21 protein-coding genes are annotated in these 15,712 nt (G+C 70.1%); 19 read left to right on the forward strand and 2 right to left on the reverse strand.

What is annotated here, in order from left to right:
* Positions 1-191 precede the first annotated feature (191 nt).
* From ACTIEW_RS01325 to ACTIEW_RS01355, 7 genes are all read left to right on the forward strand, one after another.
* Positions 192-536, forward strand: a complete 345-nt coding sequence (locus tag ACTIEW_RS01325) for a hypothetical protein (RefSeq protein ID WP_439476103.1) — start codon at positions 192-194, stop codon at positions 534-536.
* Positions 475-840, forward strand: a complete 366-nt coding sequence (locus tag ACTIEW_RS01330; RefSeq protein ID WP_439476104.1) for a terminase large subunit domain-containing protein — start codon at positions 475-477, stop codon at positions 838-840. Before ACTIEW_RS01325 ends, ACTIEW_RS01330 begins: the two co-directional genes overlap by 62 nt.
* The gene (locus tag ACTIEW_RS01335) at positions 837-1,700 is read left to right on the forward strand and encodes a terminase large subunit domain-containing protein (protein ID WP_439476105.1); all 864 of its coding nucleotides are present in this window, start codon (positions 837-839) and stop codon (positions 1,698-1,700) included. Before ACTIEW_RS01330 ends, ACTIEW_RS01335 begins: the two co-directional genes overlap by 4 nt.
* Before the next feature lie 24 nt (positions 1,701-1,724).
* Complete coding sequence (locus ACTIEW_RS01340; protein ID WP_439476106.1) at positions 1,725-2,900, forward strand: phage portal protein; 1,176 nt, start codon at positions 1,725-1,727, stop codon at positions 2,898-2,900.
* Between the two features lie 8 nt (positions 2,901-2,908).
* Entirely contained in the window at positions 2,909-3,127 is a 219-nt protein-coding gene (locus ACTIEW_RS01345; RefSeq protein WP_439476107.1) for a hypothetical protein, read from the forward strand.
* Positions 3,128-3,183: 56 nt separating this feature from the next.
* Positions 3,184-3,600: an HK97 family phage prohead protease gene (locus ACTIEW_RS01350; protein ID WP_439476303.1), complete on the forward strand. Its 417-nt coding sequence runs from the start codon at positions 3,184-3,186 to the stop codon at positions 3,598-3,600.
* Between the two features lie 128 nt (positions 3,601-3,728).
* On the forward strand, positions 3,729-4,724 hold the full coding sequence (locus tag ACTIEW_RS01355; protein ID WP_439476108.1) for a FecR family protein: 996 nt from the start codon (positions 3,729-3,731) through the stop codon (positions 4,722-4,724).
* 10 nt (positions 4,725-4,734) lie between these two features.
* Here ACTIEW_RS01355 and ACTIEW_RS01360 read toward each other — a convergent pair whose 3' ends face one another.
* The gene (locus ACTIEW_RS01360; RefSeq protein WP_439476109.1) at positions 4,735-5,280 is read right to left on the reverse strand and encodes a hypothetical protein; all 546 of its coding nucleotides are present in this window, start codon (positions 5,278-5,280) and stop codon (positions 4,735-4,737) included.
* Between the two features lie 302 nt (positions 5,281-5,582).
* Between ACTIEW_RS01360 and ACTIEW_RS01365 the strand changes: the two genes are divergently transcribed.
* The 8 genes from ACTIEW_RS01365 (at position 5,583) to ACTIEW_RS01400 (ending at position 9,358) form a co-directional block, all read left to right on the forward strand.
* A complete protein-coding gene (locus ACTIEW_RS01365) occupies positions 5,583-6,836 on the forward strand; it encodes a phage major capsid protein (protein ID WP_439476110.1) in 1,254 nt (417 codons plus the stop codon).
* Positions 6,837-6,986: 150 nt separating this feature from the next.
* Positions 6,987-7,253: a head-tail connector protein gene (locus ACTIEW_RS01370; RefSeq protein WP_439476111.1), complete on the forward strand. Its 267-nt coding sequence runs from the start codon at positions 6,987-6,989 to the stop codon at positions 7,251-7,253.
* Between the two features lie 5 nt (positions 7,254-7,258).
* Positions 7,259-7,552, forward strand: a complete 294-nt coding sequence (locus ACTIEW_RS01375; protein ID WP_439476112.1) for a phage head-tail adapter protein — start codon at positions 7,259-7,261, stop codon at positions 7,550-7,552.
* Entirely contained in the window at positions 7,549-7,962 is a 414-nt protein-coding gene (locus ACTIEW_RS01380) for a DUF3168 domain-containing protein (protein ID WP_439476113.1), read from the forward strand. Before ACTIEW_RS01375 ends, ACTIEW_RS01380 begins: the two co-directional genes overlap by 4 nt.
* On the forward strand, positions 7,959-8,369 hold the full coding sequence (locus ACTIEW_RS01385; RefSeq protein ID WP_439476114.1) for a phage major tail protein, TP901-1 family: 411 nt from the start codon (positions 7,959-7,961) through the stop codon (positions 8,367-8,369). The genes ACTIEW_RS01380 and ACTIEW_RS01385 overlap by 4 nt, the downstream gene beginning before the upstream one ends.
* The gene (locus ACTIEW_RS01390; RefSeq protein ID WP_439476115.1) at positions 8,369-8,665 is read left to right on the forward strand and encodes a GTA-gp10 family protein; all 297 of its coding nucleotides are present in this window, start codon (positions 8,369-8,371) and stop codon (positions 8,663-8,665) included. The genes ACTIEW_RS01385 and ACTIEW_RS01390 overlap by 1 nt, the downstream gene beginning before the upstream one ends.
* On the forward strand, positions 8,662-8,835 hold the full coding sequence (locus ACTIEW_RS01395; RefSeq protein WP_439476116.1) for a phage tail assembly chaperone: 174 nt from the start codon (positions 8,662-8,664) through the stop codon (positions 8,833-8,835). The genes ACTIEW_RS01390 and ACTIEW_RS01395 overlap by 4 nt, the downstream gene beginning before the upstream one ends.
* Positions 8,828-9,358: a phage tail tape measure protein gene (locus ACTIEW_RS01400; RefSeq protein ID WP_439476117.1), complete on the forward strand. Its 531-nt coding sequence runs from the start codon at positions 8,828-8,830 to the stop codon at positions 9,356-9,358. The genes ACTIEW_RS01395 and ACTIEW_RS01400 overlap by 8 nt, the downstream gene beginning before the upstream one ends.
* A gap of 4 nt (positions 9,359-9,362) precedes the next feature.
* Here the strand turns inward: ACTIEW_RS01400 and ACTIEW_RS01405 are convergent, their stop codons facing one another.
* Positions 9,363-9,911 (reverse strand): SHOCT domain-containing protein, encoded by a 549-nt coding sequence (locus tag ACTIEW_RS01405; protein WP_439476118.1) that lies wholly within the window; start codon positions 9,909-9,911, stop codon positions 9,363-9,365.
* 289 nt (positions 9,912-10,200) lie between these two features.
* Here ACTIEW_RS01405 and ACTIEW_RS01410 point away from each other — a divergent pair, with 289 nt between their 5' ends.
* Genes ACTIEW_RS01410 through ACTIEW_RS01425 form a run of 4 tightly spaced genes read left to right on the forward strand, consistent with a single transcriptional unit; the run spans position 10,201 to position 15,658 of the window.
* Complete coding sequence (locus tag ACTIEW_RS01410) at positions 10,201-10,830, forward strand: phage distal tail protein, Rcc01695 family (RefSeq protein WP_439476119.1); 630 nt, start codon at positions 10,201-10,203, stop codon at positions 10,828-10,830.
* A 3-nt stretch (positions 10,831-10,833) separates the two neighbouring features.
* The gene (locus ACTIEW_RS01415) at positions 10,834-11,487 is read left to right on the forward strand and encodes a baseplate hub domain-containing protein (protein WP_439476120.1); all 654 of its coding nucleotides are present in this window, start codon (positions 10,834-10,836) and stop codon (positions 11,485-11,487) included.
* A complete protein-coding gene (locus ACTIEW_RS01420) occupies positions 11,484-11,936 on the forward strand; it encodes an NlpC/P60 family protein (RefSeq protein WP_439476121.1) in 453 nt (150 codons plus the stop codon). The genes ACTIEW_RS01415 and ACTIEW_RS01420 overlap by 4 nt, the downstream gene beginning before the upstream one ends.
* Positions 11,937-11,938: 2 nt before the next feature.
* A complete protein-coding gene (locus tag ACTIEW_RS01425) occupies positions 11,939-15,658 on the forward strand; it encodes a baseplate multidomain protein megatron (RefSeq protein WP_439476122.1) in 3,720 nt (1,239 codons plus the stop codon).
* The last annotated feature ends 54 nt before the right edge of the window (positions 15,659-15,712 follow it).

A 15,712-nucleotide genomic window follows, 5' to 3' on the forward strand; every position in this document is an offset into this window, starting at 1 on the left:
CGCTGTGCTGACAGTTCGCGAATCTATAGTCGGGTTGGCGCGAAAAGATCGCCAGAAATCAATCACTTGTGATTTTGTAACTGCGACTTTCCCGCCGAGGTGCGCTGGTCGCCTATCCTTTGGGCATGACGGGAAATCAGGACAGGGCGGCGCGGGCGGCGGCATGGGCCGGCGACCTGCAGGAGCAATTGATGCCGATCATCGACCGGGGCGTCAGGGTTCTGGCGGATGAGATTCCGGGACCCGGCGACGTGGCCGGCATCGAGCGGCAGGCGCGGACCGTGGGCGTGATCGCCCGGTCGGCCAGGGCCGTGGTGGCGCTGACGCCCGCGCCAGCGGGCCCGAGAGACCCAGAGGCTAAAGAGGACGAGATGAAACACCGTGACGACAGCCCCGAAAACCTCGAGCGAATGCGGGCCGAACTGGAGACCCGTCTCGATCGCCTCAACGCGGTCCTGGAAGCGAAAGGCATCGTTGTCGAACCTGGATGCTGGCCAACTGCACGCGCTGATCGGGAGCCAGTTCACACTGCATGAGCATCAGGCGCCGGGAGCTACCACAGACTGGCGGACCTGGGTGCTGCTGGGCGGGCGAGGGGCGGGCAAGACCTTCGCCGGGGCCTGGTGGATCAACCATCTGGCCGAGATTGAGGGCCGACGGTTCGCCCTGGTTGGCCCGACGCTGCACGATGTGCGCGAGGTGATGGTCGAAGGGCCGTCAGGATTGAAGGCCCTACCGGAGCGGGCAAACCGGCCGCGCTGGGAAGCGGGTCGGCGGCGTCTGGTTTGGCCGAACGGCAGCGAGGCGCACGCCTTCTCGCCGAAGACCCGGACAGTTTGAGGGGGCCGCAGTTTCATCACGCCTGGGCCGATGAGTTCTGCGCCTGGCGCAGGCCGGAGGCGGTGCTGAGCAACCTGCGGCTGGGGTTGAGGCTGGGCGCCGATCCGCGGCTGATGGTGACCACCACGCCGCGACCGATTCCGGCGCTGCGGCGGTTGCTGGCGGAAGCGGGCGTGGTCATCGATCGGGCCGGGACCCAGGCCAACGCACACCATCTGTCGCCGGGATTCCTGGCGCATCTGAAGACGCTCTACGCCGGGACCCGGCTGGAGGCGCAGGAGTTGGACGGGCTGGTGGTCGAGGCCGAGGGCGCGCTGTTCCGGGCCGAGGATCTGGCGCGAGCGCGCGGGAACCGGCCAGCGACATTGGAGCGGATCGTGGTGGCGGTGGATCCGCCGGCGAGCGCGGGCGGCGACGCCTGCGGGATCGTGGTCGTGGGCCGCAAGGACGGCCGGGCCTATGTGCTGGCTGACCGGTCGAGAGGCGGGGAGTCGCCGCAGGGCTGGGCCACGATTGTGGCGCAGACGGCGCGGGAGTTCGGGGCGCGGGAGATCGTGGCGGAGAAGAACCAGGGCGGCGAGATGGTGCGGACCGTGCTGGCCCACGGCGGCTGCGAGACCGCGATCAGACTGGTCCACGCCAGCCGGGGCAAGGCGGCGCGGGCCGAGCCGGTGGCGGCGCTGTACGAACAGGGACGGGTCGTCCACTGCGGGGCGTTTCCGGCTCTGGAAGAGGAACTGATGGCGCTGGGGTCGGCGGAAGGCGGCGGGCGCAGTCCTGACCGAGCCGACGCCCTGGTGTGGGCGGTGACGCATCTGCTGCCGGCCCCGAGTGCGGGGCCGCGCGTACGGGTTCTCTGAGACAGACCGACAGGAAGGATGAGGATGGCGAAGCTGCGCTGGCCGATGGGCCGCCGTGGGCGCAACTCCGTGGAAACGGGGCGTGCGCCCGAGATCAAGGACAGCCGGGTCGGACCGCTGATCGCGCTGACGTCCGGCGGACGGGCGCGGTGGACGCCGCGGGACTACGCCCATCTGGCCGAGGAAGGGTTTGCCAAGAAGGCCGTGGCCTATCGCTGCGTGAGGATGATCGCGGAGGCGGCGGCGTCGACGCCGCTGGTGGTGTTCGCGGACGGGGTGCGGCGGGACGATCATCCGCTGGCTATTCTGCTGGCGCGGCCAAACCCGGAGCAGTCGGGGGCGGAGTGGCTGGAGGCGCTGTACGGCGCGCTGCAGACGGCGGGGAACGCCTATGCCGAGGCGATCGGCGATGAGACGCCCGAGGAGCTTTGGACGCTGCGGCCCGATCGGGTGAAGGTGGTGCCAGGAAGGGCGGGCTGGCCGGAGGCGTGGGAATATTCCGTCGATGGGCGGTCGATCCGGATCGGACGGGCGGCGGATGGCTGGTCGCCGGTAATGCAGTTGAAGCTGTTTCACCCGACCGACGACCATTACGGATTCTCGCCGCTGGAGGCGGCGGCGTTCGCGATCGATGTGCACAACGCCTCGGGGGCCTGGAACAAGGCGCTGCTGGACAATGCGGCGCGGCCGTCGGGGGCGCTGGTCTATGGGGCGAAGGACGGCGAGCGGCTGACAGCCGAACAGTTCGAGGGGCTGAGGGCCCAGGTGGAGGAGAGCCACTCCGGGACGATGAACGCCGGGCGGCCGATGATCCTGGAAGGCGGGCTGGACTGGAAGCCGATGAGCTGGACGCCGGCGGATATGGACTTCATCGCCGGCAAGCATGCGGCGGCGCGCGAGATCGCCCTGGCGTTCGGGGTGCCGCCTCAGCTGCTGGGGATTCCGGGGGACGCGACCTACGCCAACTATCGCGAGGCCAACGCGGCCTTCTGGCGGGGGACGGTGGTTCCGCTGGCGCGCAAGACGGCGGCGGCGCTGACGGGGTGGCTGGGCGGACGGTTCGCCGGGGTGCGGATCGAGGCGGATCTGGAGTCGTTGCCGGCGCTGCAGCCCGAGCGGGACGCGCTATGGGCAAGGCTGACGGCGGCGACCTTCCTGACGGATGAGGAGCGGCGGCGGATGGCGGGAGTCGGGGACTGATGGACGCGATGCGGAAGATCCCCGTCGCCGTGATCGTGGCGCTGGCGGTGCAGACGGTCGGCGGGCTGATCTGGGCCGGAGGGGCGGCGGCGCGGATCGCCACCCTCGAGGAACGGGTCGGCGAGCAGCGGCTGGTGGCCGAGCGGCTGGCGCGGCTGGAGGAGCAGAGCCTGGCGACGCGGGCGGCGGTGGAGCGGGTGGAGATGAGGCTGGAGGGTGCGAAGTGAGGGGCGAGGGGTCATGGGCGAGGGGCGAGGAAGGCGAGGGCGGGCTTTCCCCCCTCATCCCTCGACCCTCGTCGCTACACATTCATGGCTACGCCTCGCTCTGGGGCGTGGCGGATCTGAACGGGGATGTGGTGGCGAAAGGCGCGTTTGCGGCCAGTCTGGCGAAGACGGGGCCTAGTGGCGTGCGGATGCTGCATCAGCATGAGGGCCGGGCGGTGGTCGGGGTCTGGGACCGGATGGTCGAGGACGAGCGCGGGCTTTTCGTCACCGGACGGGTCATGGACTGGTCAGCCGAGGGGCGGTTCGCCCAGGCGCTGTCGCGGGCCCGGGCGCTGGACGGGCTGTCGATCGGTTTCCGCAGCAGCCGGGCGCGCCGGGAGGGGCGGTTGAGAGTGCTGGTCGAGGTCGAGCTGTGGGAGGTGTCGCTGGTGACGTTTCCGATGCTGCCGGGCGCGCGGTTTCGACAAAGTTGAGCGTCAGCCGCCGGGCGGCAGATGCTGCGTCGGATCGGCGAATCCAGGGGGCCGCGTCCGAATAGGTTTTCCGCCCGTATCCACATGGTATGTGGGTCAAGAGACCATGGTTCCTCTGGGGTGGCTGAATGAAGCGCTGTTTCCTGATCATTGTGGGCCTGGTGGCGGTGCTGGCAGGACCGGTCGCGGCGCAGACGCCGGTGGGCGTCAACGCCACGGTCGAGAACAGTGTGCAGACCCGAAGCGTCGGCGAGAGCGGCTGGCGACCCTCGATCGTTGACGGGACGGTGCGGCTGGCCGACGCCATCGTCACCGGGGCCGATAGCCGGTTGTTGATCCGGCTGAGGGACCAGTCGGTGCTGACGGTCGGGGCGAATGCGGCGCTGAACGTGGACCGGTTCGTGATCGACGCCGAGGCCGATCCGGCTGGAGTCCTGTTTTCCATGGTGCGAGGTGCCTTCCGCTTCGTCTCGGGCAGCCGGAGTGCGGAACGGGAGCGGGTGGCCTTCCGGACGCCGACGGCGACGATCGGGATACGCGGTACGGTCATCGAGGCCGCGGTCGGGACAGACGCTCTGGAGCTGCTGGACGGCGAGGCGGGAACACCGGGCTTGGCTGACGATCCGGATCTGGCGGCGGTGATCGTGCTGGTCGAGGGCGAGATCGAGATCGAAGTCGACGGCGTGCGCCGCATCATAAGTGAGCCCGGACAGGCTGTGGCCGTGTCGGGCCGGCGCGTGTCCGAACCGTTCCGCCTGTCCCCCGAGGCCGGGCGGCGCCTGGCGGATCGACTGCCGCCCCGCGAGCCGGGCGGACCGGGAGCCGGCCCGCAGGGGCAGAGACCTGAGGGTCAGGGACCCGGAGGTCAGCCGCCGCAGGGACAGCCGTCCCAGGGGCAAGGCGCGCAAGGTTCGGGTCCGCAGGGACAGGGGCAGGCTCCGCAAGGCCAGGCGCCTCAAGGCCAGACCCCGCAAAGCGAGGCCTCCAAGGGTCAAACGCCTCAGGGACAGGCGCCGCAGGGTCGAGGGCCTCGCGGTCAGGGTGACAGGGGTGCGACGACGCGACCCGGGTCCGCAGGATCGGGCCAATCGCCGGGCCCGGGCGCTGGCCCCCGGCCGGGATAGGCCGGCCGTTTCAGTCGGCGCCGGCGCCCCGGCAGTCGATCCAGTTGAGGGCGGCCGTCATCCCCATCAGGGAAAAATAGGCCTCCGCCGGACCGTCGAGGGACTGATAGTTCCAACGGGCGATCCGCTGACGGCGAAGGCCCGAGACCAGAGACCGGGTCAGGATCGGATCGCTGACGCGGAACTCATTGGATCCCGGAGACGTCGGGACCAGCCAGGGGCCGGGATCGACGGTCTGGCCGGGCGTGGTGAAATTCATCGCGCCGGTCACGGGCATGGGGTCGGCCGCGGCCAGCTCGACCAGATAGTCCGCGCCGGGGCTGGGCCGGGCGACGCGCAGCTGCTGACGCCAGGCGGCGTGGCCGGACGGATCGGGCAGGGCGACGACGACCGAACAATAGCCGTCGGGACGGCAGGCGGCGAGCGTGTCGCCGAAATAGGCCCGGGTCTCGCCGAAACGCATATGGGTTGTGGCCCCGCAGCGGTCGGCGGCCTGGACGGCGCCGGCGGACAGGAGGGCGGCGACCGTGGCGGTCGCGGTGAGAAGTCTGGACATAGTCGTAGTCCCAAGCTTGACCATGATTTACGGAGATCACGCCGTTCCGTGAGTGTCAATCGCGCGCAACTTCAAGGGGTTCACCGCTGGGGCGGGCGATAATCTCACTGGTTTGAATGGACGGGGCGAGGAGCGGGCTCTTCCTCCCCTTCATGGGCCGGGACGATCGGCGACAGACGATCCGGGTGGGGCACGAAAAAGCACAACGATCGAAGCGGCGGCCGCCTTCCCCACCCGGGCTCGGCTCCGCCTCGCCGTCCCTCCCCATGAAGGGGAGGGAGAAACAGAAAACCGGAGACACCATGAAAGAAACCAAACAGGCCCCGGGCACCCCGGAGGCGCGCGCCGCCATGCATGAGATGATGGCGGCGTTCGAGGCGTTCAAAGGGGCCAATGACGCCCGGCTGGACGAGATCGAGCGGAAGAGCTCGGCGGATGCGCTGCTGGAGGAGAAGGTGGCGCGGATCGACCAGGCGGTCGGGGCGGCGCAGGCGCGGCTGGACCGGGTGGTGAGCGAGGGAAGGCGGCCGGGGATCGAGTCCGGAGCGAGCGGCCCCTCCACCGCTTCGCGGTCCCCCTCCCCATTGCATGGGGAGGAGACGAAAGCCGCGTTCGACGGCTATCTGAAGACGGGTCTGTCGTTCGGGCTGGAGCTGAAGGCGGGGCTGTCGACGGCGTCGAATTCGGCGGGCTATGTGGTGCCCGAGCAGACCGAGCGGGCCATCGAGCGGCGGCTGATGGCCGGTTCGCCGATGCGGGAGATCGCCACGGTGCGGACGGTCGGCGCCGGTGTGTTCAGAAAGCCGGTGTCGACGGCGGGCGTGGCCTCGGGCTGGGTGGCCGAGACGGCGGCGCGGCCCGAGACGGATCCGGCCACCCTGGCCCTGCTGGAGTTCCCGTCAGCCGATCTGTACGCCAATCCGGCGGCGACCCAGTCGCTGCTGGACGACGCCCTGATTGACCTGGACGAATGGCTGGCGGCCGAGGTCGAGGACGCCTTCGCGGCGCAGGAGACCGCGGCCTTCGTCACCGGCGACGGGGTCAACAAGCCCCGGGGCTTTCTGAACTATGACATCGTCGCTGAGGCCGACCATGAGTGGGGCGAGATCGGCTATGTCGCCTCGGGCGCGGCGGGGGCGTTCGCCTCGACCAGTCCGACCGACCGGCTGATCGACCTGGTCTACGCACCCAAGGCCCAGTACCGGCCGAACGGGCGGTTCGTGATGAACCGCAAGACGGTCTCGGCCGTGCGCAAATTCAAGGACGCCGACGGCGCCTACATCTGGCAGCCGGCGCAGCGGGCGGGGGAGACGGCGTCCTTGCTCGGCTATCGCGTGACCGAGATCGAGACCATGCCGGACATCGCCGCCAACAGCGCGGCCATCGCCTTCGGCGATTTCCAGCGCGGCTATCTGATCGTCGACCGCGCCGGGGTGAGGGTGCTGCGGGACCCGTATTCGGCCAAGCCCTATGTGCTCTTCTACACCACCAAGCGGGTCGGCGGCGGGGTGCAGAACTTTGATGCAGTCAAGGTGATGAAGTTCAGCGCGACGTAGTCGCGAGGGTCGAGGGATGAGGGGCGAGGGGCGAGGAATTCGCCGCTCGCTCCGACGTCCTCCGTGAAGTTGGCGGCGGTTGAGAATGAGACATGGGTTTCGACCCTCGTCCCTCGCCCCTCGCCCCTATCGAGCAAAGCGAGATTCAAAATGACCGCACCCGTCTCACTGGCGGAAGCGAAGCTGTTCCTGCGCGTAGAGCATGAGGCGGAGGACGGGCTGATCCAGACGTTGATCGATGCGGCCCGGGCGCGGGTCGAGGGGGATGTCGGCCTGACGCTGACCTCGACCTCGCCGGCGCCGTTGCGGCTGGCGATCCTGATGCTGGCCTTGCGGGCCTATGAGCGGGGTGATCCGGAGATGACGGTCGCACCGGTCGAGGGTTGGATCGCGCCGTACCGCGTGGTGCGGCTGTGAGCGGGATGAAGGTGTTCGCCGAACTGTTCGAAGGCGTCGAGAGCGAGACGCCGTACGGCGGTCGAGCCGTCAGTTGGGAGCCGCTGGGTTCGGCCTGGCTGAAGCTGGGTGCGCGACGGCGGCGCGAGAAGAACGAACCGGGCGGGGCGCGGGCCGTCGAGACGGTCACGGCGGAGACCCGGTCGGACGGGCGGCTGGCTACGGGGCGGGTGCTGAGATTTGGCGGTGGCGACTGGCGGATCGTCTCGGGCGAGACGGTCGGCGGCAGGGCGATACTGAACCTGGAGCGGATGCGATGAGCGGGCATGAGCTGGCGCTACAGAAGGCGTTGATCGCGCATCTGAAGGCGGATGCGGCGGTGCAGGTGCTGCTGGGAGAGCCGGCGCGGATCCGGGACGCGGCGTCGCCGGACACGGAGTTTCCGCAGCTGTTGATCGGGCGGTGCGAGAGTCGGCCGGTGGGGGCGGATGGAGGCGGGGTCGAGCAGGCGCTGACCTTGACGGTCGTGTCGCGGTTTCGCGGAACCGAAGAGGCCAAGGCGGTGCTGGCGGCGGTGCGGCTGGCGTTGAACGACGCCGCGCTTGAGGCCGACGGGGTGCGGGCGGTGAGCCTGGGGCTCCCGTTCGCGGATGTGTTTCCCAGCGCGGATGGCGCGCGGACATTTGCGGTGCTGCGGGTGCGCGCCGTCACGGAGGAGGTGGAGACATGAGCGCACAACGGGGCAAGGACATCCTGCTGAAGATCGAGGGTGCGCCGGGCGTGTTCACGACGGTGGCGGGGCTGAGGGCCAGAACCATCTCGCTGAATGCGCGGACGGTCGATGCGACCGACGGCGACAGCGCCGGCCGCTGGCGCGAACTGCTGGGCGGGGCGGGGGTCAAATCGGCGGCTGTGGCGGGGCAGGGGATCTTCCGCGACACCGCCTCCGACGCCCTGATCCGCGAGGCTTTCTTTTCCCAGGCGCCGAGTGTGTGGCGGTTGATCGTGCCGGACTTTGGCGTGCTGGAGGGGCCGTTCCTTGTGGCGGCGCTGGAATACGCCGGCGAGCACGAGGGGGAGGCGACGTTCGCCATCAGCCTGGCGAGCGCGGGTGAAATCTCGTTCGAGGCGCTGTGATGGCTGCCAACGGCGCGCGGGGCGAGGTGGTCGCCCTGCTGGCGGGCGCGGAACGGCGGTTGTGCCTGACGCTGGGGGCCCTGGCGGAGATAGAGACGGGACTGGGGCTGGAGGGGCTGTCCGATTTGGCGAAGCGGATGCGGGCGCTGTCGGCGCTGGATCTGATGACGGTGCTGGCGGCCCTGTTGCGGGGCGGGGGCGACCGGGCCCTGGCGGATGAGCTGGACCGGGCCGGCGTCGATCCGCGAGAAGCGGCGGAGGCGGTGGCCAAGGCCTTCGCAGCCGCAGCGGGATGACTCCCTGGGACGAGATGATGCGGACCGCGGCGCGGCTGGGCGTGGTGCCCGAGGGGTTCTGGCGGCTGTCGCTGCGGGAGTGGCGGATGCTGACGGGGCGGCCGGGCGGCGGGGCGCCGATGGGGCGCGAAGACCTGATGCGGATGGCGGAGGCTTGGCCGGATGAGTGACAGTTCTGAACCAACGGGGCTGGACGGCGTCCCGCGCAAGGCGGCCGAAGCGGCGGTGGCGCTGGAGGCGTTGCGGGAGCCGGCGGAGCGGGCCGCGGCCGCGATCGAGGACGCCTTCGGCCGGGCCGGCGAAGGGCTGGTCCGGTCGCTGGCGCGGGCCGCGGCGGACGGAGAAATCAGTCTGGCCGAGCTGGCGCGGGCGGTGCTGGCGGCGGTGAATGCAACGTCGGGAGCGGGGGGCGGGGGCGGACTGGGCGAGGCAATCGCCCAGGCGGTGCAGACGGTGTTCTCAGGCTCTCGCGCCGACGGCGGCGCGGTGCTGGGCGGCGGCGCCTATCTGGTCGGCGAGCGGGGTCCGGAGGTGTTCCGGCCCACAGGCGTGGGCGTCATCGAGCCGGCCGGCGGCGGGGGCGTCACTGTCAATGTGCGGGTGGACGGCGGCGCACAGGCGTTGCTGCGTTCCGAGGCGCAGATCGCCCAGATGCTGGCGCGCGCCGTATCGCTTGGCGCGCGCCGACTTTGAGAAGTTACTGTGACGCCAAGATGCGCGCCTTCATGTCCTTGTACTCGCCGTCATCGATCGCGCCGCTGTCGAGCAGCGATTTTGCCTCTGAAAGCCGCTCTGCCAAAGAACGCTCTTCGGATTGGGGTTGGGGGGGTGGTGTTGCCGCCGGGGCCACGGAAGTCGGCGCATCGCCGAATACGGCTTCTCGAACAGCACGGACAAAGGACTCAGCTTCGCCCTTCTGCCATGGCCATCCGGCCGCTGGACGCATATCGCCTCCAGAGGTGTTCACCATCACCGTCGGCGCGCCCCAAAGGATAAGAGCGGCGGCAGCGAGCAGAAGCAAGCCCACCAAAATTCCCGCGTCGCCGCTCGCAAAAGCGAAAAGGCCGGCCAGAACAAGGACAACACCTAAGAACCAGTTCCTCCGCGTTTCAAGCCGGATCATTGTTACGTGGCGCGTTGGCAGATCCTCCACAACTCCGCCACTGAACCAATTCTTGTTGGCGAAGTAGGTGATCCGATCTTTTTTTACACTTCCGAATACGGTCTCGGTGTTCTGCGCGGTCATGTCGCCCCCAAAAGGTGGTTCATACATGCAATGGTTGAGCGTGTGAGGATTCACAAAACAGCAATCATCGAACAAAAGTCAAGCTATCGATTTCGGATGGCCCAACGGCGGAGGACTAACGCTAGTTCAGGTTCTGACAATGGTCCGAGCCTCTTGTAGCAGGGCTCGCTCGCGCTATTGCCCGACTTGCTTCCGGTCATTCGAACGCCGCTGCGGTGCCTGGTTGAATTCAAGCCACAGGCCGAGCGAGCTTAGCGCCGCTCGGCCGAAAATCGAAAAGGACACGTCCATGGCCTTTCACGAGGTGAGGCTGCCCGCGCGGTTGGCGTTCGGATCGACCGGCGGCGTGGAGCGCCGGACGGAGATCGTGACGCTGGGGTCCGGCTTCGAGCAGCGGTCGACGCCATGGGCCCAGGGACGGCGGCGCTATCTGATCGGGGCCAACCTGCGGTCGCTGGACGACATGGCCGCGCTGACGGGGTTCTTCGAGGCGCGGCGCGGGCGGCTCTACGGCTTCCGGTTCCGGGACTTCGCGGACTGCAAGTCCTGCGTGCCGGGGGCGGCGGTCGGGCCGCTCGATCAGGCGCTGGGCGAGGGTGACGGGACGCGGACGGTGTTCTCACTGGTCAAACGATATGGCGACGGCGAGGACGCACTGGAGCGACGGATCGCCAAGCCGATTGAAGAGACGATCCGGCTCGCCATCGACGGGGTCGAACTGGCGGCGTCGTCGTTCGCGGTCGATGTGGCGACGGGGGTGGTGACGCTGGATATCGCGCCAGACGCGGGCGCGGCGGTGACCTCCGGCTTCGAGTTCGATACGCCGGTGCGGTTCGACGCTGACCGGATCGAGGTCACACTGGAGAGCTTCGACGCCGGACGGATGGCGGCCGTGCCGCTGATCGAGGTGCGGGTCTGAACCATGAGAACCATACCGGAAGAGATGACCGCCCGCATCGAGAGCGGGGCGGCGAGGCTGTGTCATGCCTGGGTGCTGAGACGGGCGGACGGGGCCGAGCTGGGGTTCACCGATCACGACCGCGACCTGATCGTCGAAGGCGTGACGTGCCAGGCGAGGAGCGGCTGGACGGCGGGGGCGGCGGAGAGCGCCGCTGGGCTCGGCGGCGGGTCGGCGGCGATAGCGGGCGGGCTGGACGATGCGGCGATCACCGAGGCGGACGTCGGGGCCGGGCTCTACGACGGGGCGTCGGTCGCGCTGTGGCGTGTGGACTGGGACCAGCCGGATCTGAGGGTGCGGTTGTGGACGGCGACGCTGGCGCGGATCCGGCGCGAGGGCGCGGGGTTCACGGCCGAGCTGGAAGGGCCGCTGGCGAAGCTGGAGCGAGTTGTCGGCCGGACCTATGGGCGCGACTGCGACGCGATGCTGGGAGACGGACGCTGCCGGGTCAACCGCGAGGCGTTTCCGGGCGCGGTCTGCGACAAGCGATGGGCGACCTGCTTCGGGACGTTCGCCAACGGCGTAAATTTCCAGGGCTTTCCGGACATACCGGGCGATGACTTCCTGACCGCGGCGCCGGTCGAGGGCAGGCGTCATGACGGCGGGAGCCGGCGATGAGGGCGGCGGTTGTCGAAGCCGCGCGCGGCTGGTTGGGCACGCCCTATCGGCATCAGGCCAGCGTGCGGGGCGAGGGGGCGGACTGCCTGGGCCTGATCCGCGGGGTGTGGCGCGAATTGGTCGGGGTTGAGCCCGAGGCTCCGCCGCCCTACCGGCCGGACTGGGCCGAGGTCGGGGTCGAGGAAACCCTGCTTGGCGCGGCGCGACGGTGGCTGGCGGAGATACCGGTCGAGGCGGCGGCCGTCGGCGATGTCGTGCTGTTCCGCATGGCCCCCGGATGTCCGGCCAAACACTGCGCGATCCTGAGCGACATGACCGGCGCCGAGCCGCGAATGATCCACGCCTACTGGGGTCGGACGGTGGTGGAGAGCTGGATGGGGTCATGGTGGCGTCGGCGGCTGGTGGCGGCGTTCCGCTGGCCTGGCGTTGAACAAATCGGAGAGGCCTGAGCATGGCGCAGATGATCCTGGGCGGCGTCGGCCAGGCGATCGGGGGGCCGATCGGGGCGGTAATTGGCGCGACCCTCGGCCGGGCGGCCGACCAGCGAGTGGTTTCCGGTCTTGAGCGGGCGCGGCAGCGGGGACCGCGGCTGGAGACGCTGAAGGTTCAGGGCACGGCCGAGGGCGCGCCGATGGCCTGTGTGTTCGGGCGGGCGCGGGTGACCGGTCAGGTGATCTGGGCCGCGCGGTTCCTGGAAGGGCGCAACACCTCGTCCGGCGGCAAGGGCGGGCCGCGGACGGTGGAGTACGACTATTCGCTAAGCTTCGCCGTGGCGCTGTGCGAGGGCGAGATCGACGGGATCGGGCGGGTCTGGGCCGACGGGCGGCCGATGGACCTGTCGGGCGTAACGATGCGGATGCATCGCGGCGGGGCGGAACAGACGCCCGATCCCCTGATCGAGGCGGTCGAGGGGGCGGCGCCGGCGTACCGGGGTACGGCCTATGTGGTGTTCGAGGACCTGCCGCTGGGGCCGTACGGCAACCGGCCGCCGCAGCTGGGCTTCGAGGTGTTCCGCCGGGCGCGGGGAGACGCGCCGAGGCTGGAGGATCGACTGGAAGGGGTATGCCTGATCCCCGGGGCCGGCGAGTTCGTGCTGGCGACCGAGGCGGTGATGCGGCGCGACGGGCTGACCCGGACGACGGCGGAGAACCTGCACGCGGGCGACGGGCGGCCGGACCTGACGGTGTCGCTGGACCAACTTCAGGCGCAATGTCCGAACCTGAAGCGGGTCAGTCTGGTGGTCGGCTGGTTCGGCGACGACCTGAGGGCCGGGCACTGCGCCGTCCGGCCCGGCGTCGAGCGGGCGGACAAGGCGACGGAGCCGCTAAGCTGGTCGGTCGCCGGGTTGGGGCGGGCGGAAGCGCATCTGATCTCCCGGAGCGGCGGGGGACCGGCCTATGGCGGCACGCCCTCGGACCAGAGTGTGCGTCAAGCGGTGGCGGCGCTGAAGGCGCGGGGACTTGAGGTGACGCTGTATCCGTTCGTGCTGATGGATGTGGCGGCGGGGAACGGTCTGCCCGATCCCTATGGAGAGTCCGAACAGGCGGCCTATCCGTGGCGTGGTCGGGTGAAGGGCGAAGGCGGCGCCGGCGCGGCGGCGGAGGTCGCCGCGATGTTCGGAACAGCGGACGGCTGGGGGCTGCGGCGGATGGCGCTGCACTATGCGGCGCTGGTGGTGGAGACGGGGGCGGACGGGCTGCTGATCGGCTCGGAGATGCGGGGGCTGACGACGACGCGGGATGCGGCCGGCGGGTTTCCGGCGGTCGAGGTGCTGCGGGCGCTGGCCGCCGAGTGCCGGGCGGTGGTTGGGCCGGACGTGGCGATCAGCTATGCGGCCGACTGGTCGGAGTATGCGGGGGTGCGTGGCGGGGGCGATGTCCTGTTCCACCTCGACCCACTGTGGGCGGACGTCGACATCGATTACGTCGGCATCGACTGGTATCCGCCGTTGGGCGATTGGCGTGCGGGCGACGGCGGGAGGGACGGCGAGGGGTTCGAGGGACCGGCTGACGCGGCCTATCTGACGGCCCAGATCGCGGGCGGCGAGGGGTTCGACTGGTTCTACGCCTCGGACGCCGACCGGGCGGCGCAGGCGCGGACGCCGATCATCGACGCCGCGCACGGAGAAGACTGGGTGTTCCGGGTCAAGGACCTGAAGGGATGGTGGTCGAACCCGCACCATGACCGGCCCGGCGGCGCGAGGAGCGGTTCGCCGACAGCCTGGGTCGCGGGGATGAAGCCGGTCCGGCTGACGGAGTTCGGCTGTGCGGCCGTTGATCGGGGCGGCAATGCGCCGAACCTGTTTCAGGATCCGAAGAGCGCGGAGAACGCCCTCCCGCCGTTCTCGACCGGCGCGCGCGACGACCGCATGCAGCGGCGGGCGCTGGAGGCGGTGCTGGAGCATTTTGCGGTGGAGGCGAACAACCCCGTCTCGGCGGTCTATGGCGGCTCGATGGTCGAGGCGGCGGACGCCTGGTGCTGGGACGCGCGGCCGTATCCGGCATTTCCAGGACGGGAGGATGTCTGGGCGGATGTGGGCTCCTGGAGGACGGGGCACTGGCTAAACGGGCGGCTGGCGGGGGAGACCCGGGATCTGATCGCGGCCATTCTGAAGCGCGGCGGTCTGGCCGAGGGCGATTTCGAGATCGGCGGCTTCGCGGGCGAGGTGCAGGGCTATGTCATCGACCGGCCGATGCGCACCCGCGATGCGCTGGAGCCCTTGCTGGCGGGCTTGGGCCTGGTCGCGGCGGAGCGGGGCGGACGGGTAGCGGTGATCGGGGATGAGGCGCCGGTCGCGTCGCTGACGCTGGAGGCGATGGCGTTGCCGGACGAGGGCGCGAGCCTGAAGGCGGAGCGGGTGCTGGAGCTGCGGCCGGGCGTGGCGCGGGTGCGCTATATCGACGGGGAGGCCGGGTATCAGACCGGATCGGCGGTCGTGCGGTCGGCGGACGAGGGCGGCGGGGTCGATCTGGACCTGCCGGCGGTTTGTTCCGGGGCGCTGGCGCGGGCGGCGGCGGAGCGGGCGCTGGACGCCGGGGGCGGCGACCGGCTGACGGCGATGCTGGGGCCGGTGGAGGCGCTGGCGCTGGAGCCGGGCGACACGGTGTCGGTCGAAGGCCGGAGCGGCGGCTGGCGGGTCATGCGTCTGGACATGGATGAGACTCCGTCGGCGGTGCTGGAACCTGTCTCGACGGTCAGCGTCGGGGAGGATGACGGGTGGCCGATGGCGGGCGAGGCGTCGGGTGTTTCGGGCGCGCCCTTCTTTCGGATGATCGAACTGCCGCCGCTGATCGGGGCTGAGGACGACGGGCGGTCGATCGCGGTGGTGGCGTCGGATCCCTGGCGTCCGATGCGGGTGTTCGCCGGGGCGGACGCCGGATCCCTGACGGCAAGGGGCGATGTGGCGCAGCCGGCGACCGTGGGGGTGTTGGTCGAGGCGCTGGCGGCCGGCGTGCGGCATCGTTGGGACGAGGCTAACACCCTGCTGGTCCGGATCGAGGGGCGGGCGCCGGAGAGTCGTTCGCAAGCCGCAGTGTTCGCGGGCGGCAATTCGGTGGCGATCGAGAGCGCCACGGGCTGGGAGTTGACGCAGTTCCGGTCGGCGTCGTTGGTGGGGGTTGGAGTCTGGCGGCTGACTGGCCTGTTGCGGGGGCAGCAGGGGACGGAGGCTCTCGGCGCGCCGAGCGGCGCTGTCGCCGTGTTCCTGGATCAGACTCCCTCTCGGGCGCACTCACCGCGGGCCGAGCGCGGTCTGCCGCTGACCTGGCGAGCGGGGCCGGCGGGCGGACCCGCCGGGGGCGCGGGGGTGAGCGAGGTCGGGTTCGTGGCGTCGGGTGTACATGAGCGGCCTTGGTCGCCCGCTCATCTGCGGGCCGTGGCGCGGTCGGACGGCGGTTTCGATCTGGGCTGGATCGCGCGGGCCAGAATCGATGGTGACCGGTGGGATGGCGAGGCGGCCGGGTCCGGGTCTCCGAGGGTCCGGGTGCGAGTCCTGGACGGCGCGACCGAGAGACGGGCGTTCGAGGTTGAGGGGAACACTGCGACCTGTGCCGCGGCCGATCTGGCCGCGGATTTTCCGGGCGGACTGGACACGGACTCGCGCATCGCAGTGGCCCAGTGGGGCGACGGGTACGGCTGGGGAATTGAGGCGTTCGTCGCCCTGACGGTTTGATTTGCGCCACCTCCCTTTGCGCGGAGCGCGCGATGGCCTAACTGACGCTCTCGG

The sequence above is a fragment of the Brevundimonas sp. genome, assembly GCF_051860745.1.
Taxonomy (GTDB): domain Bacteria; phylum Pseudomonadota; class Alphaproteobacteria; order Caulobacterales; family Caulobacteraceae; genus Brevundimonas.

Excerpts from the sequence above, each read along its gene's own strand:
- ACTIEW_RS01395 (WP_439476116.1), top strand. The coding sequence starts at position 8,662 with ATGACTCCCTGGGACGAGATGATGCGGACCGCGGCGCGGCTGGGCGTG.
- ACTIEW_RS01410 (WP_439476119.1), top strand. The coding sequence starts at position 10,201 with ATGGCCTTTCACGAGGTGAGGCTGCCCGCGCGGTTGGCGTTCGGATCG.
- ACTIEW_RS01365 (WP_439476110.1), top strand. The coding sequence starts at position 5,583 with ATGAAAGAAACCAAACAGGCCCCGGGCACCCCGGAGGCGCGCGCCGCC.
- ACTIEW_RS01425 (WP_439476122.1), top strand. The coding sequence starts at position 11,939 with ATGGCGCAGATGATCCTGGGCGGCGTCGGCCAGGCGATCGGGGGGCCG.
- ACTIEW_RS01345 (WP_439476107.1), top strand. The coding sequence starts at position 2,909 with ATGCGGAAGATCCCCGTCGCCGTGATCGTGGCGCTGGCGGTGCAGACG.
- ACTIEW_RS01360 (WP_439476109.1), bottom strand. The coding sequence starts at position 5,280 with ATGTCCAGACTTCTCACCGCGACCGCCACGGTCGCCGCCCTCCTGTCC.
- ACTIEW_RS01385 (WP_439476114.1), top strand. The coding sequence starts at position 7,959 with ATGAGCGCACAACGGGGCAAGGACATCCTGCTGAAGATCGAGGGTGCG.
- ACTIEW_RS01340 (WP_439476106.1), top strand. The coding sequence starts at position 1,725 with ATGGCGAAGCTGCGCTGGCCGATGGGCCGCCGTGGGCGCAACTCCGTG.
- ACTIEW_RS01420 (WP_439476121.1), top strand. The coding sequence starts at position 11,484 with ATGAGGGCGGCGGTTGTCGAAGCCGCGCGCGGCTGGTTGGGCACGCCC.
- ACTIEW_RS01415 (WP_439476120.1), top strand. The coding sequence starts at position 10,834 with ATGAGAACCATACCGGAAGAGATGACCGCCCGCATCGAGAGCGGGGCG.
- ACTIEW_RS01400 (WP_439476117.1), top strand. The coding sequence starts at position 8,828 with ATGAGTGACAGTTCTGAACCAACGGGGCTGGACGGCGTCCCGCGCAAG.
- ACTIEW_RS01370 (WP_439476111.1), top strand. The coding sequence starts at position 6,987 with ATGACCGCACCCGTCTCACTGGCGGAAGCGAAGCTGTTCCTGCGCGTA.
- ACTIEW_RS01325 (WP_439476103.1), top strand. The coding sequence starts at position 192 with ATGCCGATCATCGACCGGGGCGTCAGGGTTCTGGCGGATGAGATTCCG.
- ACTIEW_RS01380 (WP_439476113.1), top strand. The coding sequence starts at position 7,549 with ATGAGCGGGCATGAGCTGGCGCTACAGAAGGCGTTGATCGCGCATCTG.
- ACTIEW_RS01375 (WP_439476112.1), top strand. The coding sequence starts at position 7,259 with ATGAAGGTGTTCGCCGAACTGTTCGAAGGCGTCGAGAGCGAGACGCCG.
- ACTIEW_RS01355 (WP_439476108.1), top strand. The coding sequence starts at position 3,729 with ATGAAGCGCTGTTTCCTGATCATTGTGGGCCTGGTGGCGGTGCTGGCA.
- ACTIEW_RS01390 (WP_439476115.1), top strand. The coding sequence starts at position 8,369 with ATGGCTGCCAACGGCGCGCGGGGCGAGGTGGTCGCCCTGCTGGCGGGC.
- ACTIEW_RS01405 (WP_439476118.1), bottom strand. The coding sequence starts at position 9,911 with ATGACCGCGCAGAACACCGAGACCGTATTCGGAAGTGTAAAAAAAGAT.